The sequence below is a fragment of the Haloterrigena turkmenica DSM 5511 genome, assembly GCF_000025325.1.
GTDB classification, from domain to species: Archaea; Halobacteriota; Halobacteria; order Halobacteriales; family Natrialbaceae; genus Haloterrigena; species Haloterrigena turkmenica.
In genome coordinates, this window is the sequence record NC_013743.1 from 343,001 (window position 1) to 359,279 (window position 16,279).

The 16,279-nt window shown below is 66.9% G+C and carries 16 protein-coding genes; 4 read left to right on the forward strand and 12 right to left on the reverse strand.

All coding sequences use genetic code 11. The features are described from left to right. Positions 1–8 precede the first annotated feature (8 nt). The 9 genes from HTUR_RS01590 to HTUR_RS01630 all read right to left on the reverse strand — a co-directional run bounded on the left by HTUR_RS01590 (position 9) and on the right by HTUR_RS01630 (position 9,990). Positions 9–1,079, reverse strand: coding sequence for a [LysW]-lysine hydrolase (locus tag HTUR_RS01590; protein ID WP_012941550.1), 1,071 nt, complete (start codon positions 1,077–1,079; stop codon positions 9–11). Further along, a complete protein-coding gene (locus HTUR_RS01595) occupies positions 1,076–2,224 on the reverse strand; it encodes an aspartate aminotransferase family protein (protein ID WP_012941551.1) in 1,149 nt (382 codons plus the stop codon). Before HTUR_RS01595 ends, HTUR_RS01590 begins: the two co-directional genes overlap by 4 nt. Next, positions 2,221–3,078 (reverse strand): acetylglutamate/acetylaminoadipate kinase, encoded by an 858-nt coding sequence (locus tag HTUR_RS01600; RefSeq protein WP_012941552.1) that lies wholly within the window; start codon positions 3,076–3,078, stop codon positions 2,221–2,223. The genes HTUR_RS01595 and HTUR_RS01600 overlap by 4 nt, the downstream gene beginning before the upstream one ends. 1 nt (position 3,079) lies before the next feature. Continuing rightward, entirely contained in the window at positions 3,080–4,156 is a 1,077-nt protein-coding gene (gene argC, locus HTUR_RS01605) for an N-acetyl-gamma-glutamyl-phosphate reductase (RefSeq protein ID WP_012941553.1), read from the reverse strand. Continuing rightward, a complete protein-coding gene (gene lysX / locus HTUR_RS01610; RefSeq protein WP_012941554.1) occupies positions 4,156–5,040 on the reverse strand; it encodes a lysine biosynthesis protein LysX in 885 nt (294 codons plus the stop codon). The genes argC and lysX overlap by 1 nt, the downstream gene beginning before the upstream one ends. Then, entirely contained in the window at positions 5,037–5,201 is a 165-nt protein-coding gene (lysW, locus tag HTUR_RS01615) for a lysine biosynthesis protein LysW (RefSeq protein ID WP_005554620.1), read from the reverse strand. Before lysW ends, lysX begins: the two co-directional genes overlap by 4 nt. Positions 5,202–5,519: 318 nt before the next feature. After that, positions 5,520–7,184 (reverse strand): argininosuccinate lyase, encoded by a 1,665-nt coding sequence (argH, locus tag HTUR_RS01620; RefSeq protein WP_012941555.1) that lies wholly within the window; start codon positions 7,182–7,184, stop codon positions 5,520–5,522. A gap of 2 nt (positions 7,185–7,186) precedes the next feature. Then, positions 7,187–8,476 carry an argininosuccinate synthase gene (locus HTUR_RS01625; RefSeq protein ID WP_012941556.1) on the reverse strand — a complete coding sequence of 430 codons (1,290 nt, stop codon included), beginning with the start codon at positions 8,474–8,476 and terminating at the stop codon, positions 7,187–7,189. A 377-nt stretch (positions 8,477–8,853) separates the two neighbouring features. Continuing rightward, positions 8,854–9,990 carry a helix-turn-helix transcriptional regulator gene (locus HTUR_RS01630; protein ID WP_012941557.1) on the reverse strand — a complete coding sequence of 379 codons (1,137 nt, stop codon included), beginning with the start codon at positions 9,988–9,990 and terminating at the stop codon, positions 8,854–8,856. 85 nt (positions 9,991–10,075) lie between these two features. On the opposite strand from HTUR_RS01630, the gene HTUR_RS01635 reads away from it, so the two are divergent. Next, the gene (locus tag HTUR_RS01635; protein ID WP_012941558.1) at positions 10,076–10,270 is read left to right on the forward strand and encodes a DUF7554 family protein; all 195 of its coding nucleotides are present in this window, start codon (positions 10,076–10,078) and stop codon (positions 10,268–10,270) included. A gap of 53 nt (positions 10,271–10,323) precedes the next feature. After that, positions 10,324–10,824: a 2'-5' RNA ligase family protein gene (locus tag HTUR_RS01640; protein ID WP_012941559.1), complete on the forward strand. Its 501-nt coding sequence runs from the start codon at positions 10,324–10,326 to the stop codon at positions 10,822–10,824. Positions 10,825–10,847: 23 nt separating this feature from the next. On the opposite strand, the gene HTUR_RS01645 is transcribed toward HTUR_RS01640, so the two are convergent. Continuing rightward, positions 10,848–13,019 carry an ATP-dependent DNA helicase gene (locus tag HTUR_RS01645; RefSeq protein WP_012941560.1) on the reverse strand — a complete coding sequence of 724 codons (2,172 nt, stop codon included), beginning with the start codon at positions 13,017–13,019 and terminating at the stop codon, positions 10,848–10,850. A 190-nt stretch (positions 13,020–13,209) separates the two neighbouring features. Here HTUR_RS01645 and HTUR_RS01650 point away from each other — a divergent pair, with 190 nt between their 5' ends. Continuing rightward, on the forward strand, positions 13,210–13,629 hold the full coding sequence (locus tag HTUR_RS01650) for a hypothetical protein (protein ID WP_012941561.1): 420 nt from the start codon (positions 13,210–13,212) through the stop codon (positions 13,627–13,629). 11 nt (positions 13,630–13,640) lie between these two features. Here HTUR_RS01650 and HTUR_RS01655 read toward each other — a convergent pair whose 3' ends face one another. Continuing rightward, entirely contained in the window at positions 13,641–14,585 is a 945-nt protein-coding gene (locus HTUR_RS01655) for a cation diffusion facilitator family transporter (protein ID WP_049941817.1), read from the reverse strand. Between the two features lie 97 nt (positions 14,586–14,682). Between HTUR_RS01655 and HTUR_RS01660 the strand changes: the two genes are divergently transcribed. Then, positions 14,683–15,210 (forward strand): metallophosphoesterase, encoded by a 528-nt coding sequence (locus tag HTUR_RS01660; protein WP_012941563.1) that lies wholly within the window; start codon positions 14,683–14,685, stop codon positions 15,208–15,210. A 148-nt stretch (positions 15,211–15,358) separates the two neighbouring features. Here the strand turns inward: HTUR_RS01660 and HTUR_RS01665 are convergent, their stop codons facing one another. Beyond that, a complete protein-coding gene (locus HTUR_RS01665) occupies positions 15,359–16,141 on the reverse strand; it encodes a DUF7310 family coiled-coil domain-containing protein (protein WP_012941564.1) in 783 nt (260 codons plus the stop codon). Positions 16,142–16,279: the final 138 nt, after the last annotated feature.

A 16,279-nucleotide genomic window follows, 5' to 3' on the forward strand; every position in this document is an offset into this window, starting at 1 on the left:
TAAAACGACTATTGCTCACTGAGCGTCCGCGCGACGCGCTCGAGGACCGACACCGACTGGTCAAACTCCGACAGCGGCAGTCGTTCGTCGGGCGCGTGATCGAGGTCCGAGTCGCCCGGCCCGTAGGTGACCATCGGGCAGTCCCAGGCCCCGGCGTAGATGTTCATGTCGCTCGTGCCTGTCTTTCGCACCAAGCGGGGATCGCCGCCTTCCTTGCGGATGGCGACGCGAAACGCCCGTGCGACCTCCGTCCGCGGGCTCATCATCACCGGCGGGACCTTGTCCTTCCAGGTCACGGTCCCGACCTCGAGTTCGGCCTCCGTGGCTTCGCGGACGGCTCCGACGTCGAGCGCCGGCGGCACGCGCAACTGGACGTCCATCGTCGCCTCGACGGAGAGGCCGTCGTCGCTGACGCCGCCCTCGATGTCGACCGGCTTGGTCGTCACCTGCTCGAAGACCGGTTCGTACTCGTCGCCCTCGAAGTACTCCTCGACGGCCGACCACCAGCGGACGGCGTGTTGGATCGCGTTCGGGTCCGGCCGGGAGGTGTGGCCGGACTCGCTTGTCGCGACGTACGTGCCGGCGATCAGGCCGCGATACCCCAGCGTGATCCCGTCGGCACCGGAGGGTTCGCCGTTGACGACGGCATCCGGTTGCTCCTCGCGGTCATCGACCAGGTAGCGCGACCCCTTCGAGTCGACCTCCTCGCCGACGACGCCGACGAAGGAGACGCCGGTGCGGACGGCGGCGGCCGCCATCGCGGCGAGCGGTCCCGTCGCGTCGACGCTGCCGCGACCCCAGAGGATCTCGTCGTCGCCGGACTCTTCGACCTCGACGGGGATGTCCCCCGGCACGGTGTCGATGTGCGAGGTCAACAACACGGCGTCGTCCGCCGGCGCGCGGACGTTCCCGACCGCGTCGATCCAGACCTCCCGGTCGTGGACCTCGAAGAATTCCACGAGGCGCTTGGCCGCCTCGCGTTCCTCGCGGGTGGGCGACGGGATCGAGACGAGATCGATGAGCAACTCGCGGGCCTCGGCAGCCGACACGTCCGTCGGTTCGCTCGAGTCCGCGTTCATGATTCGGTGTCGGATGCGACGACCGCGGTCAGCGCGTTCACGAGTCGATCCGCCTCCGCCTCGTCGATCACGAGCGGCGGCAGCAGACGCAGGACGGTCCGCCCCGCGGGAAGCGCCAGTACCTGGTGGTTCATCGCCAGATCGCGAGCCGCGCGGTTCGCACCGCGTTTCAACTCGAGGCCGACGAGCAGGCCCTCGCCGCGGACCTCGCGGACCGAATCGCCCAGCGCGGACTCGAGTTCGGTCATGAGGTAGTCGCCGATCTCGGCGGCGTGAGCGGGCCGCTCCTCCTCGACCAGCGTCGAGACGGTCGCGTGGACCGCCGCGGCGACGACAGGGCCGCCGCTGAACGTGGCGTTGTGCGAGGCCGCGCCGTCGGCGATCCAGTCCTGCACCGCGACCGCGCCGACGGGCAGGCCGTTGCCAAGTCCCTTCGCCGTCGTGAGGATATCGGGCGTGACGCCCGCGTTCTGGCAGGCCCACATCGAACCCGTCCGGCCCATGCCGGTCTGGACCTCGTCGAGGACGAGCGCCGCGCCGGCCTCGTCGGTGAGTTCGCGGGCGGTCTCGAGGTAGCCCGCCGGCGGGACGTTGATCCCGCCCTCGCCCTGAATCGGCTCGAGGATCACGGCCGCGGTCTCGTCGTCGACCGCGTCGGCGAGTTCGTCGCCGTCGCCGTAGGGAACGAACTCGATGTCGCCGGCCAGCGGCTCGTACGGTTTCTTGTACTTGTCTTTCCAGGTAGCCGCGAGTGCTCCCATCGTTCGTCCATGGAACGACCGGGTCGCCGCGACGATCTTCGACTCGCCGGTCGCCGACCGGGCGAACTTCAGAGCGGCCTCGTTGGCTTCGGTCCCGGAGTTACAGAACCAGGCGCCCTCGAGTCCGTCCGGCGTCGACGCGACGAACGAGGCGTAGGCGTTCTCGCGCGCCTCGACGGGGTAGGAGGAGTCGACGAACGTCAGGTCGCCGACCTGCTCCTGGACGGCCTCGACGACGGCGGGATGAGAGTGGCCCAGCGGCGTACACGCGAAACTCGCGCCGGCGTCGATGTACTCAGTGCCGTCGGCGGTGTAGAGAAACACTCCCTCGCCGCGCTCGATGCCGATCGGCTTGCTTCCGGAGACGAAATCGAGATCGCTCATTGCGTTACTTCCTCCGTGTCGGTATCTAACACGCCGGGCTCGAGGGTCGTGCCCTCACCGTCTAGCGCGCTCGAGATCGGTTCGTCGGCGTTGGCGGTCGCGACGATCACCGATGCGGCGCCGCCCTCGAGCGCTTCTTCGGAGGCCATGACCTTCTTCGTCATGAACCCTTCCGCGGCGTCCTTGACGGCCTCGAACTCCTCGGGGGTCGACGCCGAATCGATCTTGGTGGACTCGTCGTCGGGGTCCTCGTAGATCCCCGAGACGTCTGTGAGGACGACGAGGTCGGCCTCGAGCGCGCCCGCGATCGCGGCCGCGGCGCGGTCGGCGTCGGCGTTGACCGCCGTGTAGCCGCCGGACTTCTCCTTGCCCAGCATGGGAACGGAGACGACGGGCGTGTAGCCGCCCTCGAGGGTCGTCTCGAGCAGGTCGGCGTTGACCGACTCGATCTTGCCGGAGTGGTCGCCGCGCTTGATCTTCTTCTTGCCGTCCTCTTTGACGCGGACGGCGGACTTGCGCTTGCCCTCGAGCAGCTTGCCGTCCGTACCGGAGAGGCCGACGGCGTCGACGCCCTCGTTGTGCAGGCTCTCGACCAGATCGGTGTTGAGCTTGCCGGGCATGACCATCTTGAAGACGTCCATCGTCTCCTCGTCGGTAAAGCGCCCGACGACGCCGCCGGGGGTCTCGACGTAGGTGGGCTCTTTCCCGAGGTCCTCCAGGGTCTCGTCGACGGCGGTCGAACCGCCGTGCGTCAGCACGACGTCCTCGCCGTCCTCGACGAGGCTCGCGACGTCGGCGAGCGCTCCTTCGGGATCGACGGCGCGTGCGCCGCCGATTTTGACGACAGTAGTCATCTCAGGGTGCCCCCACGGGGTGGAGCCCCGTAAACTCGAGTCCGGCCGTTTCCTCGAGACCGAGCGCGATGTTGGCCGCGTGGACGGCCTGTCCGGCCGATCCCTTCATCATGTTGTCGATCGCCGAGAAGACGACGATGCGCTTGTTCGAGGGGTCGAGTTCGAAGCCGACCTCGGCGAGGTTAGTGCCGGCGACCGATTTGGGCTCCGGATACCGATACACACCGGAGCCGCCGGCGGCCATCCGGACGAACGGCTCGTCCTCGTAACACGCGCGGTAGGCCTGCCACAGGTCGCCCTTCGAGACCGGCCCCGAGGGGAAGACGTGGTTCGTCGCGCTGGCGCCGCGGATCATATCCACGGCGTGGCAGGTAAAGGAGACGCTCGTGTCGAGGAACTGCTCGATCTCGGCCTCGTGGCGGTGGCCAGTCGGCGCGTACGGACGGACGACGCCAGAGCGCTCGGGATGCGAGGAAGCCTCGCCGCCACCGGCGCCTCCCTCGGAAGAGCCGACTTTGACGTCGACGACGATCTGCTCGCCGCCCTCGAGGATGTCGTGCTCGAACAGCGGGTACAGACCCAGAATGGTGGCAGTGGCGTTACAGCCGCCGCCGGCGATCAGGCCCGCGCCCTTGAGGTTCTCGCGGTTTATCTCCGGGAGCGCGTACTCGGCCTTCTCTAGGTACTCGGGCGACTCGTGGCCGTCGTACCACTCGTCGTACTGCTCCTCGCTCTCGAGGCGGAAGTCCGCCGAGAGGTCGACGACGGTGTCTGCGATCTCGAAGAACTCGTCGATCTGGCCCATGGAGACGCCGTGAGGCGTCGCCGCGAACAGGACGTCGACGCTCTCGAGGTCCTCCGGTTCGGTGAAACGCAGGTCCGTCCCGCGGAGCGGCGGGTGGACGGAGCCGACGCTCTTGCCGGCCTTCGAGCGGCTGGTGACCTCCGTGAGTTCGAAGTTCGGGTGGCCCGCGAGCAGGCGAAGCAGTTCGCCGCCCGTGAAGCCGGAGCCGCCGATGACCGTCGCGGTGACGGTCTCGGCGTTCGCGTCGGCGCCGGTCTCGGTGCCGACCGCCATCAGGCGCTCACCTCGAGTTCGTCTTCGGTCTCGGCGTCGGCTTTCGACTCGAGCCAGTCGACGACGGTGCCGGCGACGTCGGTCTCGACGGCGCCGTCGAGGGCTTTGAATTCGACCGTGTGGTTGACCTCGTGGACGGTGTAGCCGTCCTCAGTTTCCATCAGGTCGATGCCCAGCAGGCCACCGCCGACGGCGTCGCTGGCCTTCTTCACGAGGGCTTTCGCCTCCTCGTCGGGCTCGAAGACGTCCGTCTCGGCACCCTTGGCGGCGTTGGTGATCCAGTGGTCGGAGGATCGGACCATGCCGGCGATGGGTTCGCCGTCGGTCGCGAGCACGCGAATGTCGCGGCCGGGCTTCTCGACGAACTCCTGGACGTAGAACACCTTGTGCTCGTAGTGGCCCAGCGTCGCCTTGTGCTCTAAGATCGCCTCCGCGGCGTCCTTCGAGTCGATCTTGGCCATCAGGCGTCCCCACGAGCCCACGACGGGTTTGAGGACGCAGGGATAGCCGAACTCTTCGATGGCTTCCATCGCGGTCTCCTTGGTGAAGGCGACCTTCGTCGCGGGCGTGGGTACGCCCGCCTTCTCGAGTGCGAGGCTGTTTTTCACCTTATCGGCGCAGATGTCCGCGGTCTCGTGGCTGTTGACCACGGGGATGCCGTACGCCTCGAAGAACTGCGTGGCGTACAGGCTCCGGCTCGTGGCGAGACAGCGGTCGACGACGATGTCGAGGTCCGCGAACTCCTCGGGCGCCTCGCTGATGTCGAAGGTCTGCTTGCGGACGTCGATCTTCTCGATCTCGTGGTCGCGCTCGCGAAGCTCGTTCAGGAGGAGCTTCTCGTCCTTGCGGATCCGGGAATAGAGTATTCCTACTTGCAAGGTCACTCACCCCAGTCCTCTTCGAGCTCCGGGGCTCGCTCGAGGACTGGCGGCTCGGTGTCGACGACTTCCAGCTCTGCTCCGCACGTGGTACAGTCAACGATCTCTCCCACTTCCAGATCGTCGTGCAGGGACACCTCAGCCCCACACTCGACGCATTCGGTCATTGTACCTGCAACTGGGGGCCGGTGTCCCTTAAAGCCTTCGAAATTAACAGCAAAATTACATTAACTGCACTGTCCGCTAACGGTCTCCTGACGCCAGCATACCGCAGTTTTAATTTGACATATCATTTGGTAGGTAGTTTGTCCCCTCGCGGGGACGGCCGCAGCGGGAACGGAGTTCCCGCTCGCCCGTAGATTCGTTTCTCGCCTACGGACGGCGGGAGCGAAGCCCCCGCTGGCTCGCAGGTCCGAGCAGACGGACCTGCGAACGGCGGTAGTCGCGGCGGTCGCGGACGGCGCGGAGCGACGGCGGGAACGGCCTCAGACATAGCCGTTCACCTCCTCGCGGAGCGCCTCGTGGGCCGCCTCGAGCGCCGCGTCCAGTTCCTCGAGGGTTGCTTGATCGTCCGACTGCGACTCGCGAGCGAGTTCGAGTTGGTCGGCGACCGCCTCGGGGGCGGGGCCGCCCTGCGAGTCGCGACTCGCCACGCTCGCGGCGGGATCGAGGGCTTCCTCGACGGCGTCGGGGTCGACCAGCGACTCGAGGGGTTCGCCCAGTACGTCTCTGGCGGCGGCCTCGAGGGCGTCGTAGTCGGCCCCGTTGTCGCGCGGCTTCGCCGCGTGACTGTCCGCGGAACTGCGTTCCGCGCTATTTTCCGCGGCGTGTGCGACCAGTTCGTGTGCGGTGCGGAACGGCAGACCGTTGGCCGCCAGGAGGTCGGCGACGCCGGTCGCCGTCGAGAACCCCTCGCCGGCCTCGGCAGCTAGCGTCTCCTCGTTCCAGTCGGCCGTCGCGACCGCGCCGGCGGCGACCTCGCTGGCTTCCGTCACGGCGTCGACGGTGTCCCAGGCGTGGGTCGTCGCCCGCTGGAGGTCCCGGTTGTACGCGCGCGGCAGTCCCTTGAGCGTCGTCGTCAGCCCCTGTACCCCGCCGGCCGCGTCGCCCGCGACCGCGCGGACGAGCTCCAGCGTGTCGGGGTTTTTCTTCTGGGGCATGATCGACGACGTCGAGGAGTAGTCGTCCGAGAGGTCGACGAAGCCGCGGTTCGCGAAGATGACGACGTCTTCGGCGAGCCCCGACAGCGTCGTCGCGTGCGTCGACAGCGCCTGCGTCGCCTCGAGCAGGAAGTCCCGGCTCGAGGAGGCGTCCATCGAATTTTCGACGACAACGGCGGAGCGCTGCTCCGCCGAGCTCCCCCTCGCGTTGCTCGCGGGACCCCCGTCGAAGCCGAGTAATTCGGCCGTCCGCTCGCGGTCGATATCGAACGTCGTCCCCGCGAATGCGGCCCCGCCCAGCGGCGACTCGTTGATCCGACCGTAGGCCTCGAGGAGCCGCGCCGTGTCGCGACGCACCGCGCCCTCGTAGGCCAGCGCCCAGTGGGCGACGGTGGTCGGCTGGGCGGGCTGGAGGTGGGTGTAGCCGGGCATGATCGTCTCCGCGTGTGCCTCGGCGACCGCGACCAGCGACTCGCGCAGCGCCAGCGTCGTCTCGATGGACTCAAGAACATCCTCGCGCAGGCGATACCGGATGCAGGCCGCGACCTCGTCGTTGCGCGAGCGCGCGGTGTGCATCTTGCCGCCCTCGGCGCCGATGCGCTCGATGACGGCCGTCTCGATGGCCTCGTGGACGTCCTCGCCGTCGGGCAGAGAGTCGTGGCCGTCGACCTCGATGGCGTCCAGCGCGGTCAGAATCTGTCCGGCCACGTCGTCCTCGACGATCCCCTGCTCGGCGAGCATCACCGTGTGCGCGCGGTCGACCTCGAGGTCGGCCTCGAAGATCCGTTCGTCGGCTGCGAGCGAGGAGAGGAAGCTCCGGGCGGGGCCGCCGCTGAAGCGGTCCCGGCGGACGACGCCGTCGGATCCCGAATCCGACGAGGATCGCGATCCAGTGGATCGCTCACCGCCCTCACTGTCGGGGTCGGTTCCACCGTCGGTGGCGGCCTCCGACTCGAACGCGGGCCCGTCGTGAGCGCTCTCCTCGGTCATCGTTATTCCTCGTCCTCTACGTCGGAGCCTTGCTCCGACGAGGATCCGCTCGCTTCGCTCGCGTCACCGCCGCTGCCGTCGGTGGCGAGTTCCGGCTTCTCGACGTCCTCGGCGTTGGCCGCGATCGCCTCGTTGGCGAGGCGGCGCTGGAAGCCGTGGTACTTCGCGACGCCGGTGGCGTCCTCCTGTTTGATCTTGCCGACCGTCTCGGTGTCGAAGGACGCGTGCTCAGCGGAGTACGCCGCGAACTTGCTGTCGCGTGCGACCGCGCGGGCCTGGCCGCCTTCGAAGCGGATCGTGACGGTCCCGGTGACGCGTTTCTGGGTCTCGGCGATGAAGCCCTCGAGCGCGCCCACGAGCGGCGCGTCGATCAGGCCCTCGTAGCCCTTCTTCGACCACTTCTGGTCGATCAGCTGCTTGAATTCGCGTTCCTCCTGGGTCAGGACGAGCCCCTCGAGCGCCTCGTGGGCGTTGAGCAGGGTCGTCGCCGCCGGGTGCTCGTAGTTCTCGCGGACCTTCAGCCCGAGCATGCGGTCTTCCATCGAGTCGGTGCGGCCGACGCCGTAGGCCCCGGCCACGCCGTTGAGATGCTCGATGAGTTCGACGGGTTCGTACTCGACGCCGTCGACGGCGACGGGGTAGCCCTTCTCGAAGGTGATCTCGATCTCCTGGGTCTCGCCGGTCGGCGCCTGGGTCCAGGCGTAGATGTCCTCCGGCGGGACGTAGTTGGGGTCCTCTAAGTCGTCGCCCTCGACGGAGCGGCTCCAGAGGTTGGTGTCGATCGACCAGTCGCCGCCGCTGCCGCCCTCGACGGGCAGGTCCTTCTCCGCGGCGTATTCCTGTTCCCACTCGCGGGTCAGCCCGAGTTCGCGCACGGGGGCGATGACCTCGAGGTCGGAGTCGCGCCAGATCGCTTCGAAGCGGAGCTGGTCGTTGCCCTTGCCGGTACAGCCGTGGGCGATACCGGTACAGTCCTGTTCTTCGGCGACCTCGAGGATCGCTTCGGCGATCACCGGGCGAGCCAGGGCCGTCCCCAGCGGGTAGCCCTGATAGGTCGCGTTCGCGCGAACGCCCTCGAGACAGAGGTCGGCGAACTCTTCTTTCGCGTCGACGACGTAGTGCTCTAAGCCGAGCGCGTCGGCGGTCTCTTCGGCTTCCTCGAACTCGGAAGCCGGCTGGCCGACGTCAACCGTGACGCCGATAACGTCGTCGTATCCGTACTCTTCCTCGAGCAACGGGACACAGACAGTCGTGTCCAGGCCGCCCGAGAACGCAAGTGCCACGCGGGTCATGTCGTATGCGAGGAAAGCGGAAGGAGGGACTTAAGCTCATTGGTTTAGGTCCCGTAAATTAACGGTAGAGAAGCTGCTAATTGGAAATTCTGCGTTTGATGGATCGTTGGAACGAACCGGTTCGAGGGGAGGTAGGTAGTAGTCGGGCTCAACGGCCCGGCCGTCGCCGTCGCGGTCGCCGCGGAGAAACAGCCCCGTCGGTACCGGGTGCGGCGGTCGTGGCGCCGACGGTGTGACTCATTGGTGGTGCTATGAGCAGCATCGGTATTAAATCCTGCTACCTCGCAAATATCGCGGGTATCAGGCCGCGAGCCGGCTGTGCGGTGGTGTCACACCACATAGAAGCGAACAGTGCGAACGCATTGGGCCGGCGGCGGCTACTCTTCGTCTTCCCCGTCGGGCAACGCCAGGACGTTTTCCCGACCGATCCGAAAGACGTCGATCTCCCCGTCCTCGCGCAGTCCGCTGACGACCTGACTCGTCTTCGCCTCGGTCCAGTCCAGTTCCGAGACGACTTCCTGCTGTTTGATCCGTCCGCCACGCTTCTCGAGCAACTGCAGGACGCGTTCCTCGTTGCTTAACAGTTCAGGGGGCGGCATCTCGTCCTCGGGCGCGGCGGCGTTCCCGTTCGTCGTCGACCCACCGTTCGTCACGCTGGCCGACCGGTCGCCGGCACGATCGCCTCTGAGCCACCAGCCGGCCGCGCCGACGGTCGCGAGCAGGGCGAGGGCACCGAGGACGAGCAGCCACGGCCTCGGCCCGTCGGTTCCGGGATCGGCTTCGGTCGACGGGTCGGTCTCGTTGCTCTCCTCGATCATCACGATGGTCGGCGGCGTCGACGAGAACGGATCGCCGGCGTCGCCCCACCGGACCGACTCCAGATCGCTGTCTTCGGAGCCGCCGGTTACCGACCCGCCGTCCCCTTCGGGCTCGGGGCTGACCTCGTCGATGGTGTACCCTTCGGGCGCGTACACCTGTAACCAGGTTCCGCTGGGCAGGGAGAGGCCGACGAGCGCCGAGCCGGCCTCGATTTGGGTCAGTTGCGGGTAGGCGAACGAGTCCCACTCGAAGGTCACCACGACGTGGCCCATCTCCCGCGGCGCGGAACTGTTGTCCGTCGCGACGGTGACGTTCTCGATCGCCATGTCTCGGTCGGTCGCGTTCTCCCCCTCGCGGAGGATGTCGTTCCACCGGTCTTCCTGGCTGTCGGCGTACACCTCCTGATTCGACTGGACGTCGCTACTGAGTTGCCCCCACTCCTCGTCGGTCTGGTTCTCGAACCGGTAGTCGACGACGAACGTCGCCGACCCGTTTTCGTGGACGAAGACGTCGATGAGTATCTCGTCGGCCTCGTCAAGGCGGTCGCTCGCGCTACCCTCGTCCTGCAGGGCTACCCCCTGGGATCCGGCGTCGGCGGCCGCACCGATCGGAACCGCAACGGTCGCCACGAGCATGCACCCGATTCCCACGAGCACCCAGAACAGGGCCCAACGCCCCTGCTCTCTCAGGTCCATTATAGATATATGCCAGAGCCGCCCAGATAGGTCTTTCCGAGCCCGTAACGGTGTATTTTTCACACAGTCAGGTGTCCGTGACTGTATGCACGACTCGCGCGGCGAACTCGAGGTCGAGACCCTCCTGAAAATCGTCCTCGCACTATTCGCCATCTTCCTGGCGTTTCAGATCCTAGAGATGGTCATCGGCGGTATCGCGAGCCTGCTCGGCCCGTTCTTCGTCCTCGTTCAGCTGGGGGTCGCCCTCGTGATCGTCCTCTGGCTCCTCGAGCGGATCTGAACGGACCCGTCGACCATCACACTGATACGCGAATACGCCCTACGTCGACCGAAGTGTACAGCGTCAACGTTCCGGTCCCCGGACGCGTCCGTCGGCTCGCCGACGAGCTCTACCCCGAACTCGTCGGTTTCGACCGCGTCCGCGAGGACCACTCGTGTCTGCTCAAACGCCTCGGCGAGGCCGACCACGTCGCCCAGCTGCAACACCGCGCCCACCGCGCGCTCGAGGGCGAACCCGCCGTCGAGGCTCGAATTACGGGTATCGACTACTTCGAGGAGCCGCCGCTCGGGACCGCCCCCGTCGTCTACCTCGCCGTCGAGAGCCCCGGCCTCGAGTCGATCCACGCCGATCTGACCGACTCCTTCGAGACCGTTGAGGGACTCGAGGGCGGCGACTACGTCCCTCACGTCACGCTGGCCCGCGGCGGCGACCTCGAGGCCGCAAAACGCGTGGCCGACCGCGAGATCGAGCCGATCCAGTGGACGGTCAGCGAACTCGAGTTCTGGGACGGGACGTACAAGTTACCGGTGAGTCGGGTCTCGTTGCCCGCCTGAGGTTCCCTACGGCGGGACTCGGGCTACGGCGCCGGCGTCTCGCCGTCGTAGGCGTCGTGATCGCCGTAGAAGTTCAGCATCGAGAACTTCAGCTTCTCGGGGTCGATGTCGATCAGTTCCTCGCGCTCCTCGTGGGGGAAGGTGCCGTTGACGCTGTACCGACCGAGGTCCGATTTCGCGGACCTCGAGTAGCGACGGTCCAGCAGCGCGCGAACGCCCACGTCCTCGGGCGAGCGGATCACGCGGCCCAGCGCCTGTCTGGTCTTCCGAACGGTGGGGATCTCGACGGCGTAGCGCCAGCCCGTCTCGGTCCCGTCGAACGCCGCGTCGTAGGCCTCCTGAACCGCCTCGGCGCGGTCGTCGAGGTGGGGGTACGGAACGCCGACGACCAGCACGGTGTGTGCGTCGTCGCCGTCGAAACTGACGCCCTCCGCCAGCGTTCCCCACAATGAGGTACAGAGCACGGCGCCGTCGTCCGCGACGAACTGCTGGCGTAACTCTTCGACGGACGTCCCGGGCTCGTCCAGATAGACCGTCTTTTCGGTCCGCCCCTCGAGTCGCTTTGCGTATCGCTCGGCCTCCCCGTAGTTGGGGAAGAAGGCGAGGGTGTTCCCCGGGGTCATGCGGACGGCGTCGTGGATCGTCTCCGCGACTTCCTCCTGGACCGCGGGGTCGTCCCGGTCCGAGGAAAACAGCGGCGGCGTCTCGACGGCGTAGGTCCGTCGGTGTTCAGCCGGGAACTGGAGCCCGTAGGCCATCGTGACGGGGTCCTCGAGGCCGAGCACGTCCTCGGTGACGTCGAACGGCTGCAGCGTCGCGCTCATCAGGATCGTTCCGTACACCTCCTCGAACAGCCGGCCCGTGACCTGGCGGGGGAGACAGGTGTACAGCTCCGCGCGGCCGTAGATTTCGTCGGTGCCCGCGTCTCGAGTGACGGAGACGACCGGGTAGAGTCCCTCCTTGCTCCCCTCGTTCATCCAGGCGCTGACGAACGCCGCGGCCTGTAAGGTCTGACACTCTGTCCGCGTGGCGGTCTCGCCCTCGCGGTAGGCCTCCTCGTACTGCTCGTCTAGCTCCTGGCCCAGTTTCATCGCGGCCTCGAGATCGTCCTCGATCCCCCGACCGGAGTACCGTTGCAGGAACTCGAGCGTGAGATCGTCCTTCCGGTCTTCGTTGGCGATCGAGATATCCTCCCAGTTCTCGTCGATCCGCTCGCGCTCGCCGAAACCGAACGAGTCCTCGTAGGTCTCGACGAGCGCACGGTGAAAGGCCGAGAGGACGTTGGCGGCGTCCTCGGATCGCGGGTCGTCGGCGTCGGCCAACTCGTCGAGCGCGGAGTCGAAGGTCCGCTCGGAGCAGGTTCGGGTGGCGTGTTCGCGGGCGGCGTCCTCGACGTTGTGGGCCTCGTCGAAGACGGCGATGACGTCCTCCGGATCGCGGCCGAGCCATCGGAAGAACTGCTCGCGGATCATCGAGTCCAGCAGGTGGTGGTAGTTACAGACGACCAGGTCGACGCCCTCGATCCCCTCCTTCAGCAGTTCGTAGCCGCAAAAGCCCTCCCGTTCGGCGTACTCGTAGATCTCCTCCGGCGTCCGGACGTCCTCGAAGAGCCACGCGAAGAAGTCGTCCGTATCCTGGGTGAGATTATTGCGGTAGTAGTCGCAGACGTTCTGTTCTTCTAAGTCCTCGAGTCGCTCCTCGATGGACTCGAGTTCGTCCATCACCGCCGAGCGGGCGTCGGCCGCGCCGCCGTCGCCGCCCTGACTCTCCTCCAGTAGTTCGCGCTGGCGGCGCTCGAGTTGCCGTTTGTCCCGCTCGGCGTCGACGACGGCGCGGGTGTTGTCCCGCAGGGCCTGGCACTCCTCGTAGCCGACGTCGATGTGACACATGGAGGATTTCCCCTTGAACACGATCGCCCGAATGTCCTCCTCGCGGGTGATCGCGCGGGCTTCGGCGACGAACTGGCGCATCTGCTGGTGGACGTTGGTCGTGATGACGACCGTCTTGTCCTGCTCGCGGGCCACCTCGAGGGCGGGGACCAGCGACGAGAGGGTCTTGCCGGTCCCGCAGGCGCCCTCGAAGAGGACATCCTGGCCGCGGGTCAGCGAGTTGTGGATGCGGTCCATCGCCTCGCGCTGGTTCTCGTACGGCTGGTCGTACGGGAAAAAGCGCATGTACCCGGCTGTCTCGGACACGGTGAGTGATTGGTTCCCGCTACGATAAAAGGATTCGTCTCGGTTCGGGGTTCCGACCGACGCCCGGCGTCGCATTCGTACGGTTCGTCCGTCACCGATGCGACGCCGAAGCTATGGAATCGATGTCACGTAACGAGGGCCGGCTATCGCGCGGTACAGCGACAAACGTGTCGAGTCCATCGCCTCGAACATGGCCATCCCGGGGTACGATTCGAGCAACGTCGCGGAGTACACACTCGAGCAGGTCGGCGCTCGCGTCGATATCGTCGCGGGCGTCGTGCCCGACGCGTTCGGCCTCGAGAAGAGCGCCGACGAGCCGCCGGTCGACGCGCTCGCGGATCCCGTCGACCTCGCGGCCCTCGACGAGGTGAAGGCGATCGAGGCGATGCGAATCGCGCTCGTCTACGATCCGTCCAGACTGCCGCCGGGCGCGAGTCCGACCGACGTCGCGGTCGCCGTCGATACCGACGAGGGGTGGGAGCCGCTCGAGTCGACCGTCGACTTGGAGGAGACGACGGTGACGGCCGTCCTGAACGATCGGCCGCCGGGGTCGACGGTCGTCGCGGGCTACGACGACCGGGACGACGAGTCAGTCGAACCGGCCGACTGACGGATCGCCGCCTACGTCTCCGGCTCGATGTAGACCTTCTGTATCTGGTCGTCGTGATCCTGCAGGGCCCGCTCAAGCGCCGTGATGCGCTCGTCGATCGTTTCGGCGTCGAGAGCGGGATCGAACGCGACGTCGGCCGTGAGGAGCAGTTCCTCGGCCCCGAAGTAGACGGTCCGGAGATCGATGAGTTCGGTGACGCCGTCCCAGTCGGCGACGATCCGTCTGAGTTCGTCCTCGTCCTCCTTGGGGAGGCTCTCTCCGAGGATGAGCCGCTTGTTCTGCCACGCGAGCGCGACCGCGAATCCCATGAGCATGATCCCGATGAGCAGGGCGGAGCCGGCGTCGTACATCGGATTTCCGGTGGTCCTGGTGAGATAGATCCCGAAGAGGGCGATCCCCGCGCCGGCCAGTGCGATGGTGTCCTCGGTGAGTGCGGTCAGGGTCGTCACGTCGCTGGTCTTTCTGAACGCCTCGCGGAGGCTCGTCCAGCCGTGTTCGTCCATCTGGCGGCTGATCCCCTGATAGGCCTTCCAGAGCGCGTAGGACTCGAAGGCGATCGCCCCGAGCAGCACCGCGTAGTTGACGTAGACCGGATCGAGGGGCTGTCCGAGCAGCGTGACGTCCTCGCTGGCGCGGTGGACGCCGCCGTGGGTCAGCGCGTCGTAGCCGTGGTGTGCGCTCTCCCAGCCGGCGATGCCGAAGAGCATAATGCTGACGAGGAGGCTGTAGAAGAACTGCGCCTTCCCGTGACCGAACGGGTGGCTCCGGGTGGCCTCCTGTGCGCCGTACTTGATCCCGACCAGCAGGAAGATCTGGTTTCCCGTGTCCGAGATCGAGTGGTACGTCTCCGACAGCATCGCGGGACTGCCCGTCAGCAGATACCCGCCGAACTTCAGAATCGCGATCGCGCCGTTCGCGAACAGTGCGGCGAGGACGACGGAGGTGCTACTGGCCATCGTCACCATGTTCGGACGTATCCGTTAAAAGTGTCGGCCGCGCGACGACAGTGTCCGACTTCGAAAGGAACCTGTCGACGCCGCTCGAAGGGCGACCATGATCGCGATCTTCTCGGACACGCATAGCAGCGACGGCCACGACCTCGAGGGCGAGGCCCTGTCCGTGGCCCGCGAGGCAGACACCGTGATCCACGCGGGCGATTTCACGAGCGCGTCGGCCCTCGAGGCCTTCCAGCGGGAGTGCAATCTGCTATATGCCGTCCACGGCAACGCCGACGGCCCGGCCGTCCGAGAGCGCCTGCCGACGGCCCGCACGGTCGAGGCCGGCGGCGTTCGCTTCGCCGTCACCCATCGTCGGGACGGCGGCGAGACGGGACTGGCGATATTCGGCCGCTCGCGGGACGCCGACGTCGTCGTCTTCGGCCACAGTCACCGCCCGACTGTGACCGAGACCGAGGACCTTCTCCTGTTGAACCCCGGCAGCCACGCCGATCCGCGCGGGAACCGGCCGGGATTCGCCGTCCTCGAGGAGCGAGCGAACGGAGACGGCCTTGAGGGCGAGATCCACGAACCGGACGGAACGGTCCTCGAATCGTTCGAACTCGAGGTCCGGCACGAACGGTAGCGAAGACGCGTCGCGTTGACGGCGCTGTTCCAATTCGATGTCGATCGTCAAGTCGGAGCGCGGTCACTGCGGCGCTTGGACGCTCACCGATGAGAACGCTCGGCTATCGCTCGCCGACCTCGTCGGCGTCGGTCGGCGAGCTATCGGATCACGACAGTTTGGAGCGAACCGACGAGAGGAGTCCGCCCGAGTCGACCGGTTCTTCGTCGCCGGCATCCTCAGTCGTCGCCTCGCCGACCGCCGATTCGGATCGGTCGCTCTCCGGGTCGGCGAGCAGTCGGTCGACGGACTCCTGTTCGGCCGCGTTCATCCCGGCCGCACCGGGCTCGCCGGCCGGTGATGACGCGGCGCTCTCGTCGGCGGCCGACTCCTCGGCACCCCACTCGAAACCGTCGTCGACACCACCGTCATCACCGTCGCTGCTGATACTGCCGACGATCTCCGAAACCGCGTTCTCCGGCAGCTTCGCTCCGTCGTCATCCGGCTCCGTCTCTCGTTCGGAAAACGCGACTTCGGTCGCGGTCGATGTCGCGTTCTGCCGACCGGTATCGTCGGGATCGCTGCCGGCCAGTGCTTTCGGCCGTCCGGTCGCCGCTTCGGCGCCGGTGGTTTCCCGTCGAACCGCCTCGAGGGCCGACTCGAGTTCGTCGATCCGATCCTCGAGCCGGTCAACGGTCGCGACGGCCGTCGCGGCCTGCCGCTCGACGTCGTCGTTGACCGACTCGACGTTGTCGACGAACCCGGTCAGCGACTCCGTCTTCGCCTCGAGGGCAGCGAGTCGCCGTTCCTGTTCGTCGAGCCGCGTCTCGAGGCGTTCGACGGTCTCGGTGAGCGTCGCCAGATCCCCCAGCTCATCGACCTCGTAGTCGCCGTCGATGACGGCCCGTTCGACGGCGGCGAGACGATGGTCGATTCGATCGATATCGGCCATGGGCTATCTGCCCTCTCGTTCCCATTTAAACCTCAACACGAAGAAAGGGTCCAATAGCGGGAGTTGGCTCCCTCGAGCGGCGGATGCGCGGTTCAGTCAACGCGACGGGACCGATGTCGTCGACCAGCGGCCGGTCGT